Below are 17,656 nucleotides of genomic sequence, written 5' to 3'. Positions count from 1 at the left end.
AACCAAGATGATCGTTTTCTGATATAAGGTATATCCGCTGGTACATCAAGTTGATACGGCCGTCCACAGTACTCACAGTGCACATCATCTAAGTAAGCCTGACACTCTGCTAATACACCAAACAAAACATGATAATCAACACTATACTGTCTACAGAGCATTTCTATATGCTCTACATACCATCCATCATGCCCGTATGCCCAATAGTCTTCACATAGTTGTATGTCGGACTGATCTGCATTGGCGCTAAAAATAAGTTTTAAGCTCATGGTTATCTCCAAACCAAATAGTTGATAGTAATCACAACGAATAAGGAATCTCGTAATGATTCATAATGGCCAAAAATTTGGTTTCAAGATTCGTTAATGCATAATGATTTAGCACTAACCCCTCATTGAGCTCACGTTGGACCCATATCCTAACCGCTTCATCATTGTAGAAAAGGGGGTTAACCCCTAGCATTCTTGCTAACTGCGAGCCCTGTTGTATTTGCAGATTTACCATAAGCTTGGTAGATAGCGATATCGCTTCGGCGCTTAACCAGATTGAAGCATGCGGCGATTTAATAAAGGTGTTCATGTATAATCTCCTGTAGATTAATATTTCTTTCTGTTAGTCGTAATGACTCCCTACAGATTGAATTATACATATATTTTGAGCTGATGCAACTCAAAATAACCTTCTATAGAACTTTTTATTACTTAATAGAACATTTAACTCATTTGAGAAACTATATTGCTGCGTATTATTTGGTGTAATAACTGATAAGCGCAGCACTATCTTGAATTTTAAAAGGAGGAAAGTTTATTCTTCTTCCTTAACTAGCTCATAAAGGTCGCCCACTTCAATATCCAAATATAAGCATAGCTTTTCTACTACCTCTAGATCCACTCTGGTCGCTTCTTCGTTATACATACGTGTGATTGTGCCTCTGTTGACATCTGTATCTCTAGACACATCGGCAATCTTAAGTCTTTTTTCGCCCATAATTCTAGATAAATTACATTTCACCATAACCTCCTCCATAATAAAATAACCTACTGTAGATAAAAATGTCTTGCAAAAGATGATTTTTAGTGTAAATTATGTTCTATAGCAGGTCATAAAGCTATTAGATAATAACACTTTAATCTTTAGTAAGGATTTTACTATGAGTTATACCTATTTAACAACCGAAGAGCTGTCACAACGTATTAAATATGACAGCAAGACAATACGCAATCAACTTAAGGATGCGGTATTCATTGAGGGCGTTCATTACATCAAACCATTTGGAGGTAGAAAAATTCTTTTCATATGGCAAAAGATTGAAGAGTTAATGCTGACAGGCTACGACGATAACATTCCATTTGCAGCGGGAGCGTAATCATGGCGAGTATCAATAGCCGTAATGGCAACCTATATGTAGATTTCCGATACATAGGCCAACGTTGTAGAGAGCAAACCTTACTGGCAGACACTAAGCCTAATCGAAAGCGTCTAGAAAATTTCGTTAGTAAAATGCAAGCAGAGATTCAACTAGGTAGTTTTCGATATGAAAACTATTTTCCGCAGAGTAAAAAGCTTGAGCAGTTTCAAAGCTTAGAGCTCATGAGATCAACGAATAGCCATAAGGACTCAAGCTCAGGATTTGATTGCTTTAGCAGAGTTTGGTTAGAGGAAAAAAAACCGGAATGGCGGTGCTCTCAGATAACTAATGTAGAAAACATACTTAAGATTTATCTATTTCCCTATTTTGGCAATGTGCCACTAAATACCATTAACAAAGCTAAAATAATGGCTTTTCGGGGTAATCTAGTCAAGGAAGGAAATAGTGGACGACTTTTATCAGCATCTCGAATCAACCACATTATGACGCCATTACGTATGGTGATTACCGAAGCATCTGAGCGTTTTGATTTTGAGAACCCTTGGAAGAATATAAAGCCACTAAGTGTACCTAAAAGTAATGTTAGTCCTTTTACCTTAGAGGAAGTCATGCTCATCATTGACAACGTCAGAGTAGACTATAAGCCATATTTCACAGTACGGTTTTTTACAGGCATGCGGACAGGTGAAATTGACGGTTTACCGTGGAAAAATATTGACTTTGAACGTAGACAAATCGTTATTGATCAAGCAATTGTTGGAGGTGTTATAGGTGACACTAAAACTTCCAGCTCTAATCGTATTATCCACATGAATCAACTGGTTTACGATGCATTGATTGAGCAGCAGAGCTTGACTAAACATCGAAGTGAGTTTGTTTTTAGTACAAAAGCAGGTACTCCTTTGAGTCATCGCAATGTGACAAAGAGAGTTTGGTATCCGTTATTGCGATATCTAGAGCTTGATATACGTAATCCCTATCAAAGTAGACATACGGCTGCCACTCTTTGGCTTGCTGCAGGCGAGTCTCCTGAGTGGATTGCTGCGCAAATGGGTCATAGCAGCACTACAATGTTATTCACAGTGTATTCACGTTATGTGCCCAATCTAACTCGTCAGGATGGGAGTGCTTTAGATAAGCTACTGATAGAGCGAGGTATAATACAAAATCCATGAAAATACCTATGTTTAACAAAAAGACATCCAAATAGATGTCTTTTTTCGATTTTAATGCTGGATGCTTTACATTAATGAAGCTACAGTTATTTGAATGCCTTGTAACGGTAGCAGAATAATGGCTAGTAAAGATAGTAACTCTACAAATATTAAGGATTGGTTGAAGCTAAATCTCCTTGATTTCGCTAATGGCCATGATCTTGAAATATTACTTATCGAGCTAAAATTTTTAAAAGATACCTTACCTGAGCAATTTAGATCAGAATTGAAAGATGAGTATCGAACATTGTCTGAATGGATAAAAACATTAGATGTGGATAGTAATTTGACGAAGACGCATGAATTACAGATATACGAAAATGGAATTGCTCATAAAGTATTTTTAGAAAATATTAGAAAGCCTCATCTGCATTTAAAAGAGCTCTATCTAATTACCTTTTTAATCCATCGAGCAGACTCGTCTAAAATAAATACTATCCGTGCTGTCTACTTTTTTCTATGTTTAAGGATGGTTGAGTTAACTGACTATGATAGTCGAATTGAAACTACGCTCGATGAATGCAGATTTTTAACGAACAAAACTCGTGAATTTTTAGTTCCGTTTTTACCAGACGTCACTCAGTCGAAAAATCTGCAAGATATTAAAGAGCGTCTTATTCAAACGCAAGAAGATGATAACTACACTAGATGGCTAAATAGATCTCCAAAAACATTCGAATTAGAGGTGCGAAGATATAAGAATAAGCTATTAGGCGCAGGAGCTTCATTATTCTCTAGCGATGCTCAGTTTGAGATTAACGAACGTATAGCCAAATATCTGTATGAGTATATCCTACCACTCGAAAACTACTTTAAAAATGACTCAGGTATTACCCGAGTAACGACTGAGACTCATAAGATTATAACTATCTTACAAGATAAGGATGACATCACTGGTAATACCGTTAGCGATCTTACCTACATATCAGAAAATACTAGCGAAGAAAACGGATTTGAAGATCGAGAACGACAAGACGATGAAGAGCAATCATTTGAACAAGTCAGTTTCGAGCAGCCTACAAACTACTATTTAGATAAAATTAGAGCTGAACAACAAGTTAACTGTAGACATCAACGGACTTTAAGTCAGGTAACTGATGTAAATGTTGCACATGCTGATGAAATACAGGTTTTAGTCAAATACTTGCTGAGAAATCTGATGAGTTTAGATCTCAGAAGGATAAATGATAATGAGAACAGCGAAAAAAAACCTTCAAATATTGAATATGATCTGGACCATCAAGCTTCTTTGTATTTACTAATAGTTCTATTGACAGGTAGACCTCAATTATTAATATCCGAAGATTTAAAGAAGAGTTACCTGTGCTATCGGTATCCACTGGAATTCACACCTACTCGTAGTAAAGCTCAAGAAAGCTGGGACTCTAAACTATATGCAGAAAATAGTTCCATCCTTCATCTTATCTACCCTACCGTTATTGGTGATATACACTATTATCTATTACATGACATAAGCATAAAGGATCTAGAAGAAATTAGAAACAAGGCTAATGAAAATTTAAAAGCTCTAAATAAGAAAAGCAAAACTAGATTAACTATTAATAAAATTAAGAATTATTTAGAGCACTTCCTTATACACAGTGGACGAGATCACGCTTTAATCAATGTCCTAATTAGTAAACCAATACACCATTCTTCGGCACTTCCTTATTTCAATGTTAGCCAACTAGATTTATTCCTTTGCCAGGACGACTTTAATGAGCATTTGTATGAAATAACATTTGATAAGGTCAACGATGAATCAAAAAAAAATCAGGAATATCTATTTTTTAAATTACCTGATGATAGAGAAATAAATTACTGGGACAAACAGATAGGTAGTGTTTTAGCCGTACAAGAAGGCCGCTTAACATCTATAGTTAGCGATTTAATCACTCGGATCAATTCTTCATTGCTAGATAGGAATACCCTAAACTCTAGATCTATAGTTGACCTACATAATACCTTTACTGATTACTTATATATTTTGCTATCGGTTTCAAGTGGTTATCGTCCAGTGCGTGAACCTTTTGGTAGGCTTATAGATATAGATGTTAGAACCAAGAAATATTTCATCAGCGACAAGGAAAACCGCCAACATACTCGAGGTAGATATATTTATCTACCTGATATAGCAAATCATCAGATTGAGCAGTACATCAAGTATTTAAAGACAAATGTCTTTATTTTAAATAATCTAGATAATAGTCTATGCGATATTTATTCAAATATTCTTGCTAGCAATATTGGACTTATCAGTTATCTAAAGCTGGATGAAAAAACTAATACTATTACTGAAGTCAGTCTCACTCAAACATTTATTCAAGAAAGACTATCTAGGATTTTAGAGTTACCGTCAAACTGGCATCGTCATTTTATACGCTCATATAAAAGCCCAGAAGTTGGAATCTTTTCTGCTAAAAGCAGTTCATCATTATCTGATAGTTTTGGTCATGATGTTATTGGAGCTTGGATGGGGCATGCTGATGAACTTGGTTTCGATTACTACGATAAGCATAGTGGTCTTAAAAGAAGTGAGTTGCGCAGGTTTGCTTATGAGCTTAATAAAATACTTGAGTATAACGGCTTTAAAATTATCTATTTGGAGAATAATTAATGGCTCAGCGTAAATCAGGTATCAAGGAGCGTGCAGAGAATAGAAGCAAAGAAACCTTAAAGCGTAAAAACTTGTCTAAACGAATAGTTAGAGAGTCTATAGATTTTGACAAAATTATTGCATCAAATGATCCTCAAACAATATTTAATGCTATGTGGGAGCAGCTTGATAAAAGATTATTAGAAAACAAACATTTTCAGGGCTATCTTGGTTATGTAGAAGGATATAACGAAGCAGTAAAGTGCTGTCAAGATTATATTGAAAATAAGGACATTGATATTGGTTTTCCAAAGCTTATTGTTACCTCATACCGTCCAAAGTCTTTTAGAAATGAAGTAACCTTTTCTGAAAACCAACAAATATTAGATTTTTATTTGTATTGGATAGATGGTATAGCTAGCAAAGCTTATGAGCTTACTATCACAGATTTAATGCTATCGTTAATTTTCCATAGTGCTGTATTAAAAAAGCCAATATTACAAACGCTTATATCTCGCATCAGTGACAAATCATTAACTATAGAAAGCATATTTGAACTGCCTGTGACAACACTCATTATTGATGACGATAGCTACCATACTAACACTTACAACGATTCAACAGCTGTACATGAAGTAAAAGTCTTTTTATCGCCATTAACGAGCTATTTAATTAAGCTCTATAACAAAAAGGGCAAGACTAAAAAGGTATCGCTTAGTACTGATATTCATAAGCTATACCAAACATTGCAGATGACTAAATCTCTTAGTCAAAACCAACTATCTATGACTTTAAAGAAGTTTTTAATAGGTGCAGTCTATGTTTTAGAAGATTATCTATTTTTAGATCTGCCAGAACATACTTGGTATCTATTAATTGGTTGGGACTCTACCTATGGTCTGTCAACAGCCAATTGGCAGTCTCTAATCTTTAACATATCTCATGAGACCCTTGCCAATGTAACTACTAGCATTGAGTATCATAACGATGTCGTTGTAGAGCCTAGAAAAGCTAACCCTACTATCACTGTCGAGATTGCTAAGCTATTCAAAAAGAATAAAGATGAAAAAATCTCAATGACTACATTCTCAGCTGGCCTCAAACAGCTATATGAACGTTTATCCACGAGCGATGCTCCTTTAAGTGAGATCGCAATTGTAGGTTGGTTACTGACGAAAACAGTAACTTGCAAAAAAGTAAGTAGTGTTCAGACTTACAGCGGCACTATTACGAATCGATGGTTATCTCTGACGCAGGGTGTTGCTCTTGAGGAGCACACTGAAGAGGATTATATTCAATTTTATAGCGAACTTATTGAACTTGGGAAGTCAAAAGACGCTAAGAATACTATTGCTACTCGTATTGATGAGATTCATGAATATTTAGTTAATCAACATAATATTGAACCTATTGCACCTCTTTCGTCTACCAAGAGAGCACATCATAGGACAGGTTATCTTTCAGAAACTATGTTTCAGGCTATTCTTAGCAGTGCTGACAATCTTGAAATGACTAAAGATGAGCTAGAAGCGGTAAAGCTCGCTCTGATTTTAGGTCAACGCTGTGGACTTAGAATAGGTGAGATAGTTAAGATTAGATTAAAAGATGTGGCTATAACTTCAGCTTATCTAGAGGTGCGTGACAACAAATATGGTAATAATAAAACGGGTTCTGCATTAAGACGGACGTTGTTAGAACAACTTTTGACAGATTCAGATATGTTGTTTTTTAGAAAAGTCGAGCTTATTCGTGGTGAGGGTAAAGGTGACACCTTAATCGCTAACCAAGCGGGTATGGCTTATCGTGCCAGTGATTTATCTAAAATTTTATCTCAGTTAATTAAAACTGTTACAGGACTTCCTCATCTTACGACTCATCATCTAAGACACAGCTTTTTGACTAATTTTCAATTAATGTCATTTATGTATGACCAAGCTAATAATTTTAAGGGACACAAATGTACTCAGGCTTTAAAAGACCTATTACCTTATGACGAAGAAAAGTCTTGTGAAATATTAGCTTATATTGAGACATCACTACAATACAAAAAAATCTATGCCTTAGCAGGGGTTGCTGGTCATGCCAGTCCTAGTACCACTTTTGAATCTTATGTTCATTTGACTGACATTCAGATTGGATTGTTACTTTGGCATATGGATTACCACCTAACGTCTAAACACCATGAATTAATAAGCATTCCTAGACGTTTGAAAAAGCAGTTAGCCGCTTCACCTGTTGCAGTTAATGACTATCTGCTTAACAAGCTCAAACTTAAACCACTGCCTAAACCAAAACATAGTAAACGACTAAAGAGAGCAGATAAAAAATCTACAAAGCCAAAAAGATACTCATTCGATGAAGTTCGTCAGACTCTAGAGGTACATAATAGAGAGGAAGATTTCAAGGAAAAAATGGATGTTTATAAACTTGATCAAAATACTTTTGAAATGTGGCTTGAGAATGCTAGACGGCTCAGAAACGATTCTGCGTTTAAAACCACACACGGTAATTCCAGATTGTTTGCCTCTGATGATAACAGGAGTTTATTACCAGTTCTCGATAGGTATGCTGAAGACAACCACATGCTCATGCAGATGACCAATAAATTTCGTGACTTATATAAGATAAAAGACAATCGAGAACCTATGCTTCAGTTTGTAGGGCTTACGCTTACGAACTCTCAATACTACAAAAATCATATTAGTTTTAATGAAGCTCTGGATCTATATAGTTATATACAAATACTGAGACAACTAGTCTTAAAGAAGAATATTAATTTAAAAATATACCATTATGCACAAGCTAAAGATGACGATAAAAAGGAATGGCAACCTGTAATGAAATTACTTGCCTCATCTCAAATAAAAAATTGTAATGTAGCAGATAAATTGAACGGCAACGTATACAAAAAGAAGATCCGTGCTGAATTATCACTATCTAGCCAAACTGAGCAGACTAGGCTTAATAATAGAGAGAAATCAAATCTCCCAATCAAGCAATGGACCGTTAGAACTTTACAAATTTTCTGTCATTACGCTTTCATTATGATAGGGCAAAGAATTAATTTAGGAGATCACAAGCCATGAATCTGTCAGCAAAGTCTATCAGCATTAACAATAGCACTAAAATTAGTCTTCATCCGTTGGCTAGCCAACTAAATAAGCTAATAGTGAAAGCCTACTTAATTGGTGGTCAAGAAGCCTATATTAAATCTATGCATACTAAGTTTGATTGTTATAACAGTGTACCTATTCATAATGTATCGTTAGTGAATAATGATGTGAATGAGTATTTACTCATTGGTGGTTGTTTTTTACCTGTATTTAACCTAAAAGATCTTAATAACAACAACACTATTTTCTTAAGTTATAAAACCTCTAAAAAAGACTCTAAGCCTGAGCATAAGAAACAAGTTAAGAAAGAATTTGATCAGGATGTGATTGACTTTATATACATGGACTTTATCCGAGCAATATCAATACTCTCGTTAGCTAAACCTGGGCTTATGTATCCAAGTCTTAAAACAATAACGCAAGAGTATAAAAGTCAGATATGGAGTGAAATATTCAATAGGGAATCAAAAACCCCAAAAGATTACATTTTATTAAATAACGTCGCCGATCTGCTTGATACAACACGTGGCACATTGAATAGTCATACTAAACTAAAGAAGTAGCGGTTAGTTCTTTCCGCTATGCCTGATTAGAAACAGAGCTATCTCACTAAGCTTAGAGTAACAAGCTAGACAACCTTAATCCTCGAATTGGAACACAAGCGATCTAATGCGAGGACTTATTCAGGATTGGATAGCGATATATCTACTTCTAGGAGTCATTAAAGAGATGATTTATGAGAGAGATACAAAGGGATGTATTCACAACCGTATTAAAACTTAATAGCTCTGCCTAACCACGCTACCAACTCACGGGCAGGAGCCTGACTCAAACACTGCGGACAATTAATATAGGTCATTATGCAGTCATTTAAATCAGTCAACATATGTAGTAATAACCCTAAACCAATTACCTTATAGGGCTTTGGTAAAAACAACATGCCCGCATATACTGCCATCGCATAATAAGTATGTAGCGGATGGAAATTAATACTACAACGATTGGGCGAAAAGATAGGTGTCGCTAGCAGATGATCTAAATCAACTAGCATGGTTGCTAATAGGATCAAATAAACTCGCTTATAGTCACTACGAAAAAACATATAGGCGATGATAAACGGCATACCAAAGTGTAGAAAATAATGGATAACGGTTTGAGTCATCGCTTTTTCCGATTTAAGAGGGTGTTTTAGAAAGTGTTCTAAGAGTATCATACACGATCTGAGGTATACCTTCACACCTGAAAGACAGGCGCGAATCCACCACCTGGCATACGGAAGTTGGTCATCTGACCGTGATAAACACGCGCAGCAGGTAACATGCTAATCTACCGTTGAGAGACGCCAGTAAACGGTAACTCGGTCTGGTAATGAGGAACGAGTAAACATGCAACTGTATTTATTGCTATGGCTATTTTTGGAGGAATTATGACTCTTGTAAACCAATCGTGCCGAGCAGCAGCGTTAGCTGTGCTTGCCCTGATGGTGTGGAGCGTAAGTTTCTTTCTCCATTTTTTTTGGGAGATGGCACAGGTACCGTTCTTCTCAGGCATGGCAGAAGCGAGCCACTGGGAGGTGGTCTGGCTTTGTACACGTGCGACCTTCGGTGATGCCAATATTGCCTTTGGCGCCTACGTGCTTGGGGCGTTGTTTGTAAAAGACTGGTTCTGGATTTCAAAGCAGTGGCTTCTGTCGACTTTATCGATATACCTTGGCGTTGGCCTGATTGTGACAATACTCTTTGAATACTGGGCAACTGGAGCTGGCCAAAGGTGGAATTATAGTGGTCTGATGCCTGATGTTCCGTTACTAAGCATAGGTGCGTTGCCGCTCTTTCAGTGGATGGTCATTCCGATAATATTAATCTACGCTGTCAAATGGATGTTCCTTGGGTGGCTGGTTTCGAAGCGTACCGAACGCGAGTAGATCGAGTAAAGACAACCACATTCTCTCAAAGCGCTTCCGGAACAGTCAACATCCATGTCCTGACCTGACCTGAGGTATGAAACTCTGCTCGATATATCGTTGAGAGGGCGTTTAGCTAATTTGAAAGGGGTTTTTTACCACTCATGATCTGAAGAACAAAGGTTCCGGATACTGTAATCAATAGGAAACCGTGGAAAGCCTCCATAGCAGTCATGAATCGTAGATGTCCGTTGGGCATGAGATCGCCTCGCCCAAGCGTTGTGAAGTTGACTAGCGAAAAGTAAAAGTAGTCCATAAAATTAAGAGAGCTACCATCGCTAGATGAGGACGATACGAGGTTACCGACCTCAAGGTCGTGCACAGCAAACCAGAAGCCAGCAGCGTAGAGCAACGCCTCGAACGTATGGGCAAGTACGATTGAGCCGACTGCGACCCCAAGACAGTGTCCTAGACGGCGAGACGGCGTCACAAACTGTGACGAGAACTTTAACGCGCCGTAATGTATTGTCGTGCAGACAGCGATCAGAATCGCTGCCATTATGATTGCCAGAACCACTTTTTACCCTCTTCAAGAAAGTCATGTTATAGTCGAAGGAACGGCACAGATTACCACGCTCTATCTATCAACTGTAGTTGTTTCTTCCTATCGGTGTAAGCACAATAAGCCAGAAAAACTTATGCCCGTTTCGCCTCATAAGATAACGTATCCCTTTTATTCAGTATCGGATATAGTAATCCTAAGCCAATTATTTTGATGCAGAAAGTAATGAATAAAGAGTTGAATCATCATTTTTCCAGTTCAGCATGATATTTTGATTATTGCATTAGTACTTAGAATAATCCAAATAGTAAACACTGCTTAAAAGCCAAACCCAAATGATCACACTTGGAAAACAGGCGCAAATCCACCCCCTGGTGTGCGAAAATTAGTCGCTTGACCTTGATAGATACGCCCAGCAGTTAGTAACAGCTGTCCTGCATAGGTATAAAGACGTATATCTACTTTTTTGGTCGTCACAACATCATCGATTTTTATTGATCGCTCTGTAGCAGGTATAAAGGTCTGTGCAATATAATCCTCATCCAGAATGTTCTCAAAAACGCGTCGAGTGAGCTTGCTACCGCGATAGACGCCTTTGCTTCCATATCCAGCAACTGGCTTAAAAAACAATTGTCCCCGAGTACGCCATAACTCTGCTGCATCCTCTTTTATAACCATTTTGGTAGTTGGCACTGCCCTTTCTAGACATTTTGCATCATCATTATCTAGTCCCCACGACTGCAAAGTTTGCGGATCGGATAGTAAGGCTAAGTTGCGCTTATTCGCAAATATAGCATGGACATGAGGATTAGGCGTTACTACTACCGCACCCTCTAGATAGGCACTTTTAAGCACGGCGTGGTTAGGGTTTTCAAATGCAAAGTCGACCAACCGATTATAGATCATATCAATGGGCTTACCATGCGCTGTCAGCTTGCCATCAACATAGTTAATTTCAGACGGATCAAGTATAACGGTATCAATGCCCTTAGCTTGAAGTAGTCGGCAAGCCAGCTGAAACTCTAAATACATGAACTGACTTTTGGGATCATTATCGATAATAGCTATGCGATTAGGCATGGCAGTAGCCGATTGTCGCTGCCACTCTTGTATGAACATGTTAGTGACGGCTTCTTCAAAGCCATCAAGCATTTTAGTAGTATCAGCACTTTGCTCGGAAGGGTGGCAGCATTGTTTTTGTGCGCGGGCAAGTGCTACGTTTAAAAATGCGCCTCCAGCGTTAGTATTGATCTCAATAAGTTGAGGGCTATCGCTACCTAAGTGAAAGTCATAACCCATAAAGGCTCCTATTGGCCCTGGATCGAAAGCAGCAATTTTGGGTGCCCATGACAATACTTGCTGTTGGTAAGATGGAAGTCTAGCAGCCGACTCAATAGCTGCGACAATTCGCACCATTGTCTCTATCTCTGTTTTGGGGACAAACACCGGTGTTGCTGAAAAAATTTTATTAAGCTCATTAGCTCCTATTGGGTTGTCTCTAGTGTCTGACAATTGATTTTGAAGGCTAGTATTAAGTACTTTACGATCTAAAGTACGGCAATAGCACTCTTTATTAAGTTGATCTGCAAGATTGTCATTCACTTTATCTTGGTTATTGCTTAGGTGTTCCATTTAAATCTCATTACTAAGTTTAGTGGGTATGCTGATAAGGTTTAGAAGACAGCCAAAGTAAAAAAGGTATTTGAAATGTTTAAGATAAGGTTGTTTTTATAGTTGTTTTATAAAATAGTCATTGTGCGCCATAGCTACTTTGCGAGGTTAAACAGTTTTATGCTCTTCTTTGATTAGCACTTTTGCTAAAAACAAACCTAACTCGAACAGTAGCCACATCGGAATCGCTAGCAATAGCATTGAGACACCATCGGGTGGTGTAACTACAGCTGCCACAGCAAAACAACCAACAATGATATATCGGCGCTTACTCTCTAGACTCTGAGTGGATACGATACCGACCATTATCAATAGTAAAGTAACCACTGGAATCTCAAAAGTCAGTCCAAACACCATAAACAACTTGAGTGCAAAGCTCAGATAACTATCAATATCGGTCATAGGTATGACATTCTGCGGAGCGAATAGGATAAAGAACTTTAATACGCCTTTGAGTACCACAAAGTAGGCAAAGGCAACACCCGTATAAAATAGAAATATCGAAGAAAACAGCACAGGAATGGCAATTTTCTTCTCTTTTTTATATAAGCCAGAAGCTATAAATGACCAAATTTGATACAGAATATAAGGCATCACTACAAATGCAGCAACGAAAATTGTCAAGCGAATAGGTGCCATAAAGTTTGAGGTAATGTCAGTGGCAATCATAGTCGAGTTCGCAGGCAACTGTGCAACTAGAGGGTCTGATAAAAGGTTGTAGAGTTCACGCGAAAACCCTACCAATGCTAAGAAAACAATCAAAACGGCTACGCATATTTTGATGAGATGCTTGCGTAGTTCAATCAAGTGTTCAGTAATAGGCATATCACTGAGCGCATTCAGCACATTATCAGCCTCATCACTATGGGCAGTGTCTGGGGCTTTAATATTTGTATCCGCTAACTTTTTTTGTCGATTTTTTTGGCGTTTAAATAAGCTCATTCATTCACCTTTTCTATAGGTGAAGAAGAAATATTTGGCTGATGAGGATCGGTTGGTTGATGTGAAGCGTCTAAGCTTTGATTCTGCGAGTCTTCAAACTTTTGCATACTACCGCGCATCTCTGCTAGTTCACGCTTCATATCTGACTCAGTCTGACGGATTTTTGCAAGCTCATTTTGCATTTGTTGGCGCGTTTCAGCCAGATCAAGCTCAGCTTCTATTTCAGACTGTAAAATGGATACTGTACGGCGCAGTTTGGCATACCATTGCCCAGCCGTACGTGCGGCCTGCGGCAGTTTTTCTGGGCCCAATACGATTAAGGCTATGACGCCAAACAAGAGTAACTCGGAAAACCCGATATCAAACATAACAGACAAATATATTAATTAATAGGCTATTGAGTATCGCCATCTATAGCGGCGCACTTCATACTTTCTGCTTATTATCAGTGGTAGCAGGGTTGATTTCTATATCATCAGCCTGTGTATTTGAGTCAGTATCTGGTACTGGCAGATTGCCTTCATGACTAAGTGCGCGGTTTTTGCGAGTATGCTCGGTCTCTTCATCTTTTACCGCTTCTTTAAAGCCCTTTACCGCACCGCCTAAATCTTTACCCGCGTTTTTGAGCTTAGCGGTACCAAATACAACCACTACGACTACTAACAAAATCAGCCAATGTGTAATAGAAAAACTACCCATAACGATATCCTTATTTTTAAATTCTAATAAAACCCGTATTGGGCATTACGTTTTGACAATTTTTCCTAACATTCATATCACAAGTCCAACCTACGTAGTCTAAGCGCGTTAACAATCACCGAGAATGACGACAAGCTCATAGCTGCCGCTGCTATCATTGGACTAAGTAGAAGCCCAAATACGGGATAGAGCACACCTGCGGCAATTGGGACACCAAGTGCATTGTAAATAAAGGCAAAAAACAGGTTCTGTCTGATATTGCGCATGGTGGCGTGGCTAAGCTTATAAGCTTTAGCAATGCCCATTAAATCACCTTTTAGCAGGGTAATACCCGCACTCTCCATCGCCACATCGGTACCCGTTCCCATAGCGATACCAACATTAGCCTGCGCTAGTGCGGGCGCATCGTTGATACCGTCACCTGCCATTGCTACCAATTTACCGCTATCTTGCATCTCTTTGACGATACGGTTTTTGTCCTCTGGTGAGACGTCGGCATGGACTTCATCGATACCTAATTTATTGGCGACTGCCTGCGCGGTTTTTTCGTTATCACCCGTTAGCATGACGACTTTTAGTCCCGCGTCATGAAGCAGTGAAATAGCCTCTTTGGTGCTTGGTTTAATAGGGTCAGCAACTGAAATAATACCAGCAGCTTTACCATCTATAGCCACAAACATTACCGTTTCACCGTCTTTTCTACGGACATCAGCTTTAATGGACAGCTCATTATCAAAACTATTTAGGCTTTCCATAAGCTTAGAGTTACCAATAGCGACTTTCTTACCATCGACCACGGCTTGTACGCCTTCGCCAGTAGTCGAATTAAAGTCAGTAGCTTTAGGAATAATGAGTGATCTTTCTTGAGCCGCTCTAACGATAGCTTCTGCTAAAGGATGCTCGCTTGCACTTTCTACTGCGGCTACCAATGCGAGGAACTCGTCTTCATCTTGACCTACCTGCGCGTCAATTGCAGTAAGCTCGGGCTTACCAGCGGTCAGTGTTCCGGTCTTGTCGACGACAATAGTATCGACTTTTTCCATACTCTCTAACGCTTCAGCATTTTTGATAAGCACGCCATTCTGAGCACCCTTGCCAGTACCGACCATAATCGACATAGGTGTGGCGAGTCCTAAAGCACAAGGGCAAGCGATGATTAACACTGCAATAGCGTTGACCAGTGCAAAGGCCATAGCGGGCTCAGGGCCGAATATCGCCCAGACAATAAAGGTAATGACGGAGCAGATAAGCACGATCGGTACGAACCACCCAGCTACCTTATCTACCAATTTCTGTATAGGTGCGCGGCTACGCTGAGCTTCGGCAACCATTTGTACAATTTTGGATAATACCGAATCTGCTCCAACATTGACCGCTTCGACCAATAGCGTTCCAGTGCCATTTACCGTACCGCCAGTAACCGTATCTCCTTGTGCTTTTGACACAGGGATTGGCTCACCCGTTACCATTGATTCATCAACATTACTATTGCCATCGATCACTGTACCATCTACGGGTAGTTTCTCACCCGGTTTAACCCGTAGCTTATCGCCAGTGACGACCTCATCAAGCGAGACTTCGACTTCGTTGCCATTTTCATCGACACGTCTTGCAGTCGGCGGTGCGAGCTCAAGCAATGCTCGAATCGCGCCTGAAGTTTGACTTCTGGCTTTGAGCTCTAATACTTGACCCAAAAGTACTAAGGTTACAATGACAGCTGCCGCTTCGTAATACACACCGACTTGACCATTAGCGTCTCTGAAACTGTCTGGGAAAATATTGGGAAAAAAGGTCGCGACAATACTAAAAATATAAGCAGCGCCTACGCCTATCGCAATCAAAGTAAACATATTGAGATTGCGGCTTTTTATAGACTGCCAACCACGGACAAAAAACGGGGCGGCGCCCCAAAGCACGACAGGGGTCGCAAGCACTAACTCAGCCCATTGTAAGATCTGTGATGAGATACCATACTGACTGAAATTAACTACGTTTACGTCAAACATACCGCTCATCACATATATTAATAGCGGTACAGTCAGTACTGTACAAACCCAGAATCGACGAGTCATATCATCGAGCTCTGAGGTATCTTCTTCACCGATAGTAAGCGTTTCAGGCTCAAGTGCCATGCCGCATATTGGACAGCCACTATTCTCAACATCTCTGACTTCAGGGTGCATAGGACAGGTGTAGACCGTGCCATCATAATCAGCAGGAACTTTGTCGTATTTACCGCCTTTGATAGATTTTACATCAGTGCTGTTAGAAGTATCCTTTCCATGACAGTGTGCATGACTGTCTTCATCAGTAACCTCGTTCTCAGGTTTGAGAAACATACCGCATATTGGGCAATCGCTTTTTTCCACATCTCTCACTTCTGGATGCATAGGACAGGTATAAACGGTTCCGCTATAATTTTCAGGTACTTTGTCGTAATTACTCTCTTTAGTAGGATGGGCATCGGTATTTGACATGCTATGGCAGCTTGCATGGTCATCTTTCATTGCTACCATCTCGGCAACAGTGTCTTCAGGTTTAAGAGACATTTTGCATATGGGACAGCCTCTATCTGTAATGTCTCTGACTTCCGGATGCATCGGACAGGTATAAATGGTTCCACTGTAGCAAGTTGGCACCTTATCGTAAGTGGTATCTTTATTAGATTCTATGCCTGTATTCGCTGTACTGTCACAGCAATCAGGGGCTTCGCTGTCCGAAGTATTTTTTGTCGTATCGTGTTTCATGACTATGTTCCCGTTATTGATTGCAATGATAGTTTAGGGCTAAGTCGCTAGCTTTTGATCCCATTCAAGATTGGTGCACTGTTCGTCTTTCTCAGCATAGCTGACCTATCTGAGCCGAAGATTCAATGGCTACGCTAGACTCATCCTGCTTTAGCAAACCAGCGATATAGCGGTACAAACACAATCGCAAAATACCAACCATAAAGATAGGATTCGACAAATCCAATTAGGAAACCTGACCATGTCAGCCATTCAAAACCAGGTAGCAGCGGTGCCCAAGCCTCATGCATGCTTATCTGCTCAGGTGCGAGTAGGCCAAAGCCTATGCACAAGAGATAGCTAATGAGCAGAAACAGAGAAACGCTATTGCCCACAGGACCAATTCTTAAAGTATTCGCTTTTGAATTCAATTCGTTCATCTTGACTCTCCTTGGTGGATGCTATACACCGCTTTCGTCACTACCAAACAACGGTATGGTATATGACCCGAGCATCCGAGCCAGAAAGCTTTGCGCAATAATTATAGAAAATTACATCAGTAGAGCATTAAAACCGGTCGTCAAACAGTCTCCATATACTTGATGCAAGTACGTCGCAGCACCGCCAGCTGACGGGTAAGCGTTAGAGATTTTGATATAGGAGTAAGCACTAAAAGAGACAACAATTGCAGCAGCCAGAAGGCCAGTAGGGAAAGTGAACCATGCATACTCAGCCTTTTATTGCTTTTTCATGAGCAATGTTTTGATTCTGTAGTGAAAGTAGCTTTGAATAAAAAGACCTATATGCTTAAGTCTATTATTTGATAGACCATTATTTTATTTGTTTAAAATATTCCTATCA

The 17,656-nt window shown here is 39.3% G+C and carries 16 protein-coding genes; 6 read left to right on the top strand and 10 right to left on the bottom strand.

Features of this window, described 5'->3' with window-relative positions; translation table 11 throughout:
• Positions 1 to 300: 300 nt before the first annotated feature.
• Positions 301 to 579 carry a hypothetical protein gene (locus tag FW759_RS11315; RefSeq protein WP_371532712.1) on the bottom strand — a complete coding sequence of 93 codons (279 nt, stop codon included), beginning with the start codon at positions 577 to 579 and terminating at the stop codon, positions 301 to 303.
• A 225-nt stretch (positions 580 to 804) separates the two neighbouring features.
• Complete coding sequence (locus tag FW759_RS11310; RefSeq protein WP_057762347.1) at positions 805 to 1,014, bottom strand: helix-turn-helix domain-containing protein; 210 nt, start codon at positions 1,012 to 1,014, stop codon at positions 805 to 807.
• A 136-nt stretch (positions 1,015 to 1,150) separates the two neighbouring features.
• On the opposite strand from FW759_RS11310, the gene FW759_RS11305 reads away from it, so the two are divergent.
• The 5 genes from FW759_RS11305 (at position 1,151) to FW759_RS11285 (ending at position 8,855) form a co-directional block, all read left to right on the top strand.
• Positions 1,151 to 1,366 (top strand): hypothetical protein, encoded by a 216-nt coding sequence (locus FW759_RS11305; RefSeq protein ID WP_021813684.1) that lies wholly within the window; start codon positions 1,151 to 1,153, stop codon positions 1,364 to 1,366.
• A 2-nt stretch (positions 1,367 to 1,368) separates the two neighbouring features.
• Positions 1,369 to 2,544, top strand: coding sequence for an Arm DNA-binding domain-containing protein (locus tag FW759_RS11300; protein WP_371532758.1), 1,176 nt, complete (start codon positions 1,369 to 1,371; stop codon positions 2,542 to 2,544).
• Positions 2,545 to 2,662: 118 nt separating this feature from the next.
• Positions 2,663 to 5,200, top strand: coding sequence for a hypothetical protein (locus FW759_RS11295; protein ID WP_446443046.1), 2,538 nt, complete (start codon positions 2,663 to 2,665; stop codon positions 5,198 to 5,200).
• Entirely contained in the window at positions 5,200 to 8,265 is a 3,066-nt protein-coding gene (locus tag FW759_RS11290; protein WP_427568373.1) for a tyrosine-type recombinase/integrase, read from the top strand. Before FW759_RS11295 ends, FW759_RS11290 begins: the two co-directional genes overlap by 1 nt.
• The gene (locus tag FW759_RS11285; protein WP_290176785.1) at positions 8,262 to 8,855 is read left to right on the top strand and encodes a hypothetical protein; all 594 of its coding nucleotides are present in this window, start codon (positions 8,262 to 8,264) and stop codon (positions 8,853 to 8,855) included. The genes FW759_RS11290 and FW759_RS11285 overlap by 4 nt, the downstream gene beginning before the upstream one ends.
• A 209-nt stretch (positions 8,856 to 9,064) precedes the next feature.
• On the opposite strand, the gene FW759_RS11280 is transcribed toward FW759_RS11285, so the two are convergent.
• Positions 9,065 to 9,454 (bottom strand): DUF6122 family protein, encoded by a 390-nt coding sequence (locus FW759_RS11280; RefSeq protein WP_290176786.1) that lies wholly within the window; start codon positions 9,452 to 9,454, stop codon positions 9,065 to 9,067.
• Positions 9,455 to 9,718: 264 nt separating this feature from the next.
• Between FW759_RS11280 and FW759_RS11275 the strand changes: the two genes are divergently transcribed.
• Positions 9,719 to 10,216, top strand: a complete 498-nt coding sequence (locus FW759_RS11275; protein WP_290176787.1) for a hypothetical protein — start codon at positions 9,719 to 9,721, stop codon at positions 10,214 to 10,216.
• A gap of 115 nt (positions 10,217 to 10,331) precedes the next feature.
• Here FW759_RS11275 and FW759_RS11270 read toward each other — a convergent pair whose 3' ends face one another.
• The 7 genes from FW759_RS11270 to FW759_RS11240 all read right to left on the bottom strand — a co-directional run bounded on the left by FW759_RS11270 (position 10,332) and on the right by FW759_RS11240 (position 17,235).
• The gene (locus FW759_RS11270) at positions 10,332 to 10,754 is read right to left on the bottom strand and encodes an ion channel (RefSeq protein ID WP_371532716.1); all 423 of its coding nucleotides are present in this window, start codon (positions 10,752 to 10,754) and stop codon (positions 10,332 to 10,334) included.
• Between the two features lie 342 nt (positions 10,755 to 11,096).
• Positions 11,097 to 12,389: a hypothetical protein gene (locus FW759_RS11265; RefSeq protein WP_240216647.1), complete on the bottom strand. Its 1,293-nt coding sequence runs from the start codon at positions 12,387 to 12,389 to the stop codon at positions 11,097 to 11,099.
• A gap of 147 nt (positions 12,390 to 12,536) precedes the next feature.
• The gene (gene tatC, locus FW759_RS11260) at positions 12,537 to 13,253 is read right to left on the bottom strand and encodes a twin-arginine translocase subunit TatC (RefSeq protein WP_371532759.1); all 717 of its coding nucleotides are present in this window, start codon (positions 13,251 to 13,253) and stop codon (positions 12,537 to 12,539) included.
• 113 nt (positions 13,254 to 13,366) lie between these two features.
• Positions 13,367 to 13,738, bottom strand: a complete 372-nt coding sequence (tatB, locus tag FW759_RS11255; RefSeq protein WP_240216649.1) for a Sec-independent protein translocase protein TatB — start codon at positions 13,736 to 13,738, stop codon at positions 13,367 to 13,369.
• 58 nt (positions 13,739 to 13,796) lie between these two features.
• Positions 13,797 to 14,069 (bottom strand): Sec-independent protein translocase subunit TatA, encoded by a 273-nt coding sequence (tatA, locus tag FW759_RS11250; RefSeq protein WP_240216650.1) that lies wholly within the window; start codon positions 14,067 to 14,069, stop codon positions 13,797 to 13,799.
• Between the two features lie 77 nt (positions 14,070 to 14,146).
• A complete protein-coding gene (locus tag FW759_RS11245) occupies positions 14,147 to 16,816 on the bottom strand; it encodes a copper-transporting P-type ATPase (RefSeq protein WP_290176788.1) in 2,670 nt (889 codons plus the stop codon).
• A gap of 140 nt (positions 16,817 to 16,956) precedes the next feature.
• Entirely contained in the window at positions 16,957 to 17,235 is a 279-nt protein-coding gene (locus FW759_RS11240) for a DUF5676 family membrane protein (RefSeq protein WP_057758573.1), read from the bottom strand.
• Positions 17,236 to 17,656 lie beyond the last annotated feature (421 nt).

This window comes from Psychrobacter sp. 1176_08, from assembly GCF_052850615.1.
The sequence above is the reverse complement of the archived record's forward strand: the minus strand, read 5'-3'. Positions and strand labels throughout refer to the sequence as shown.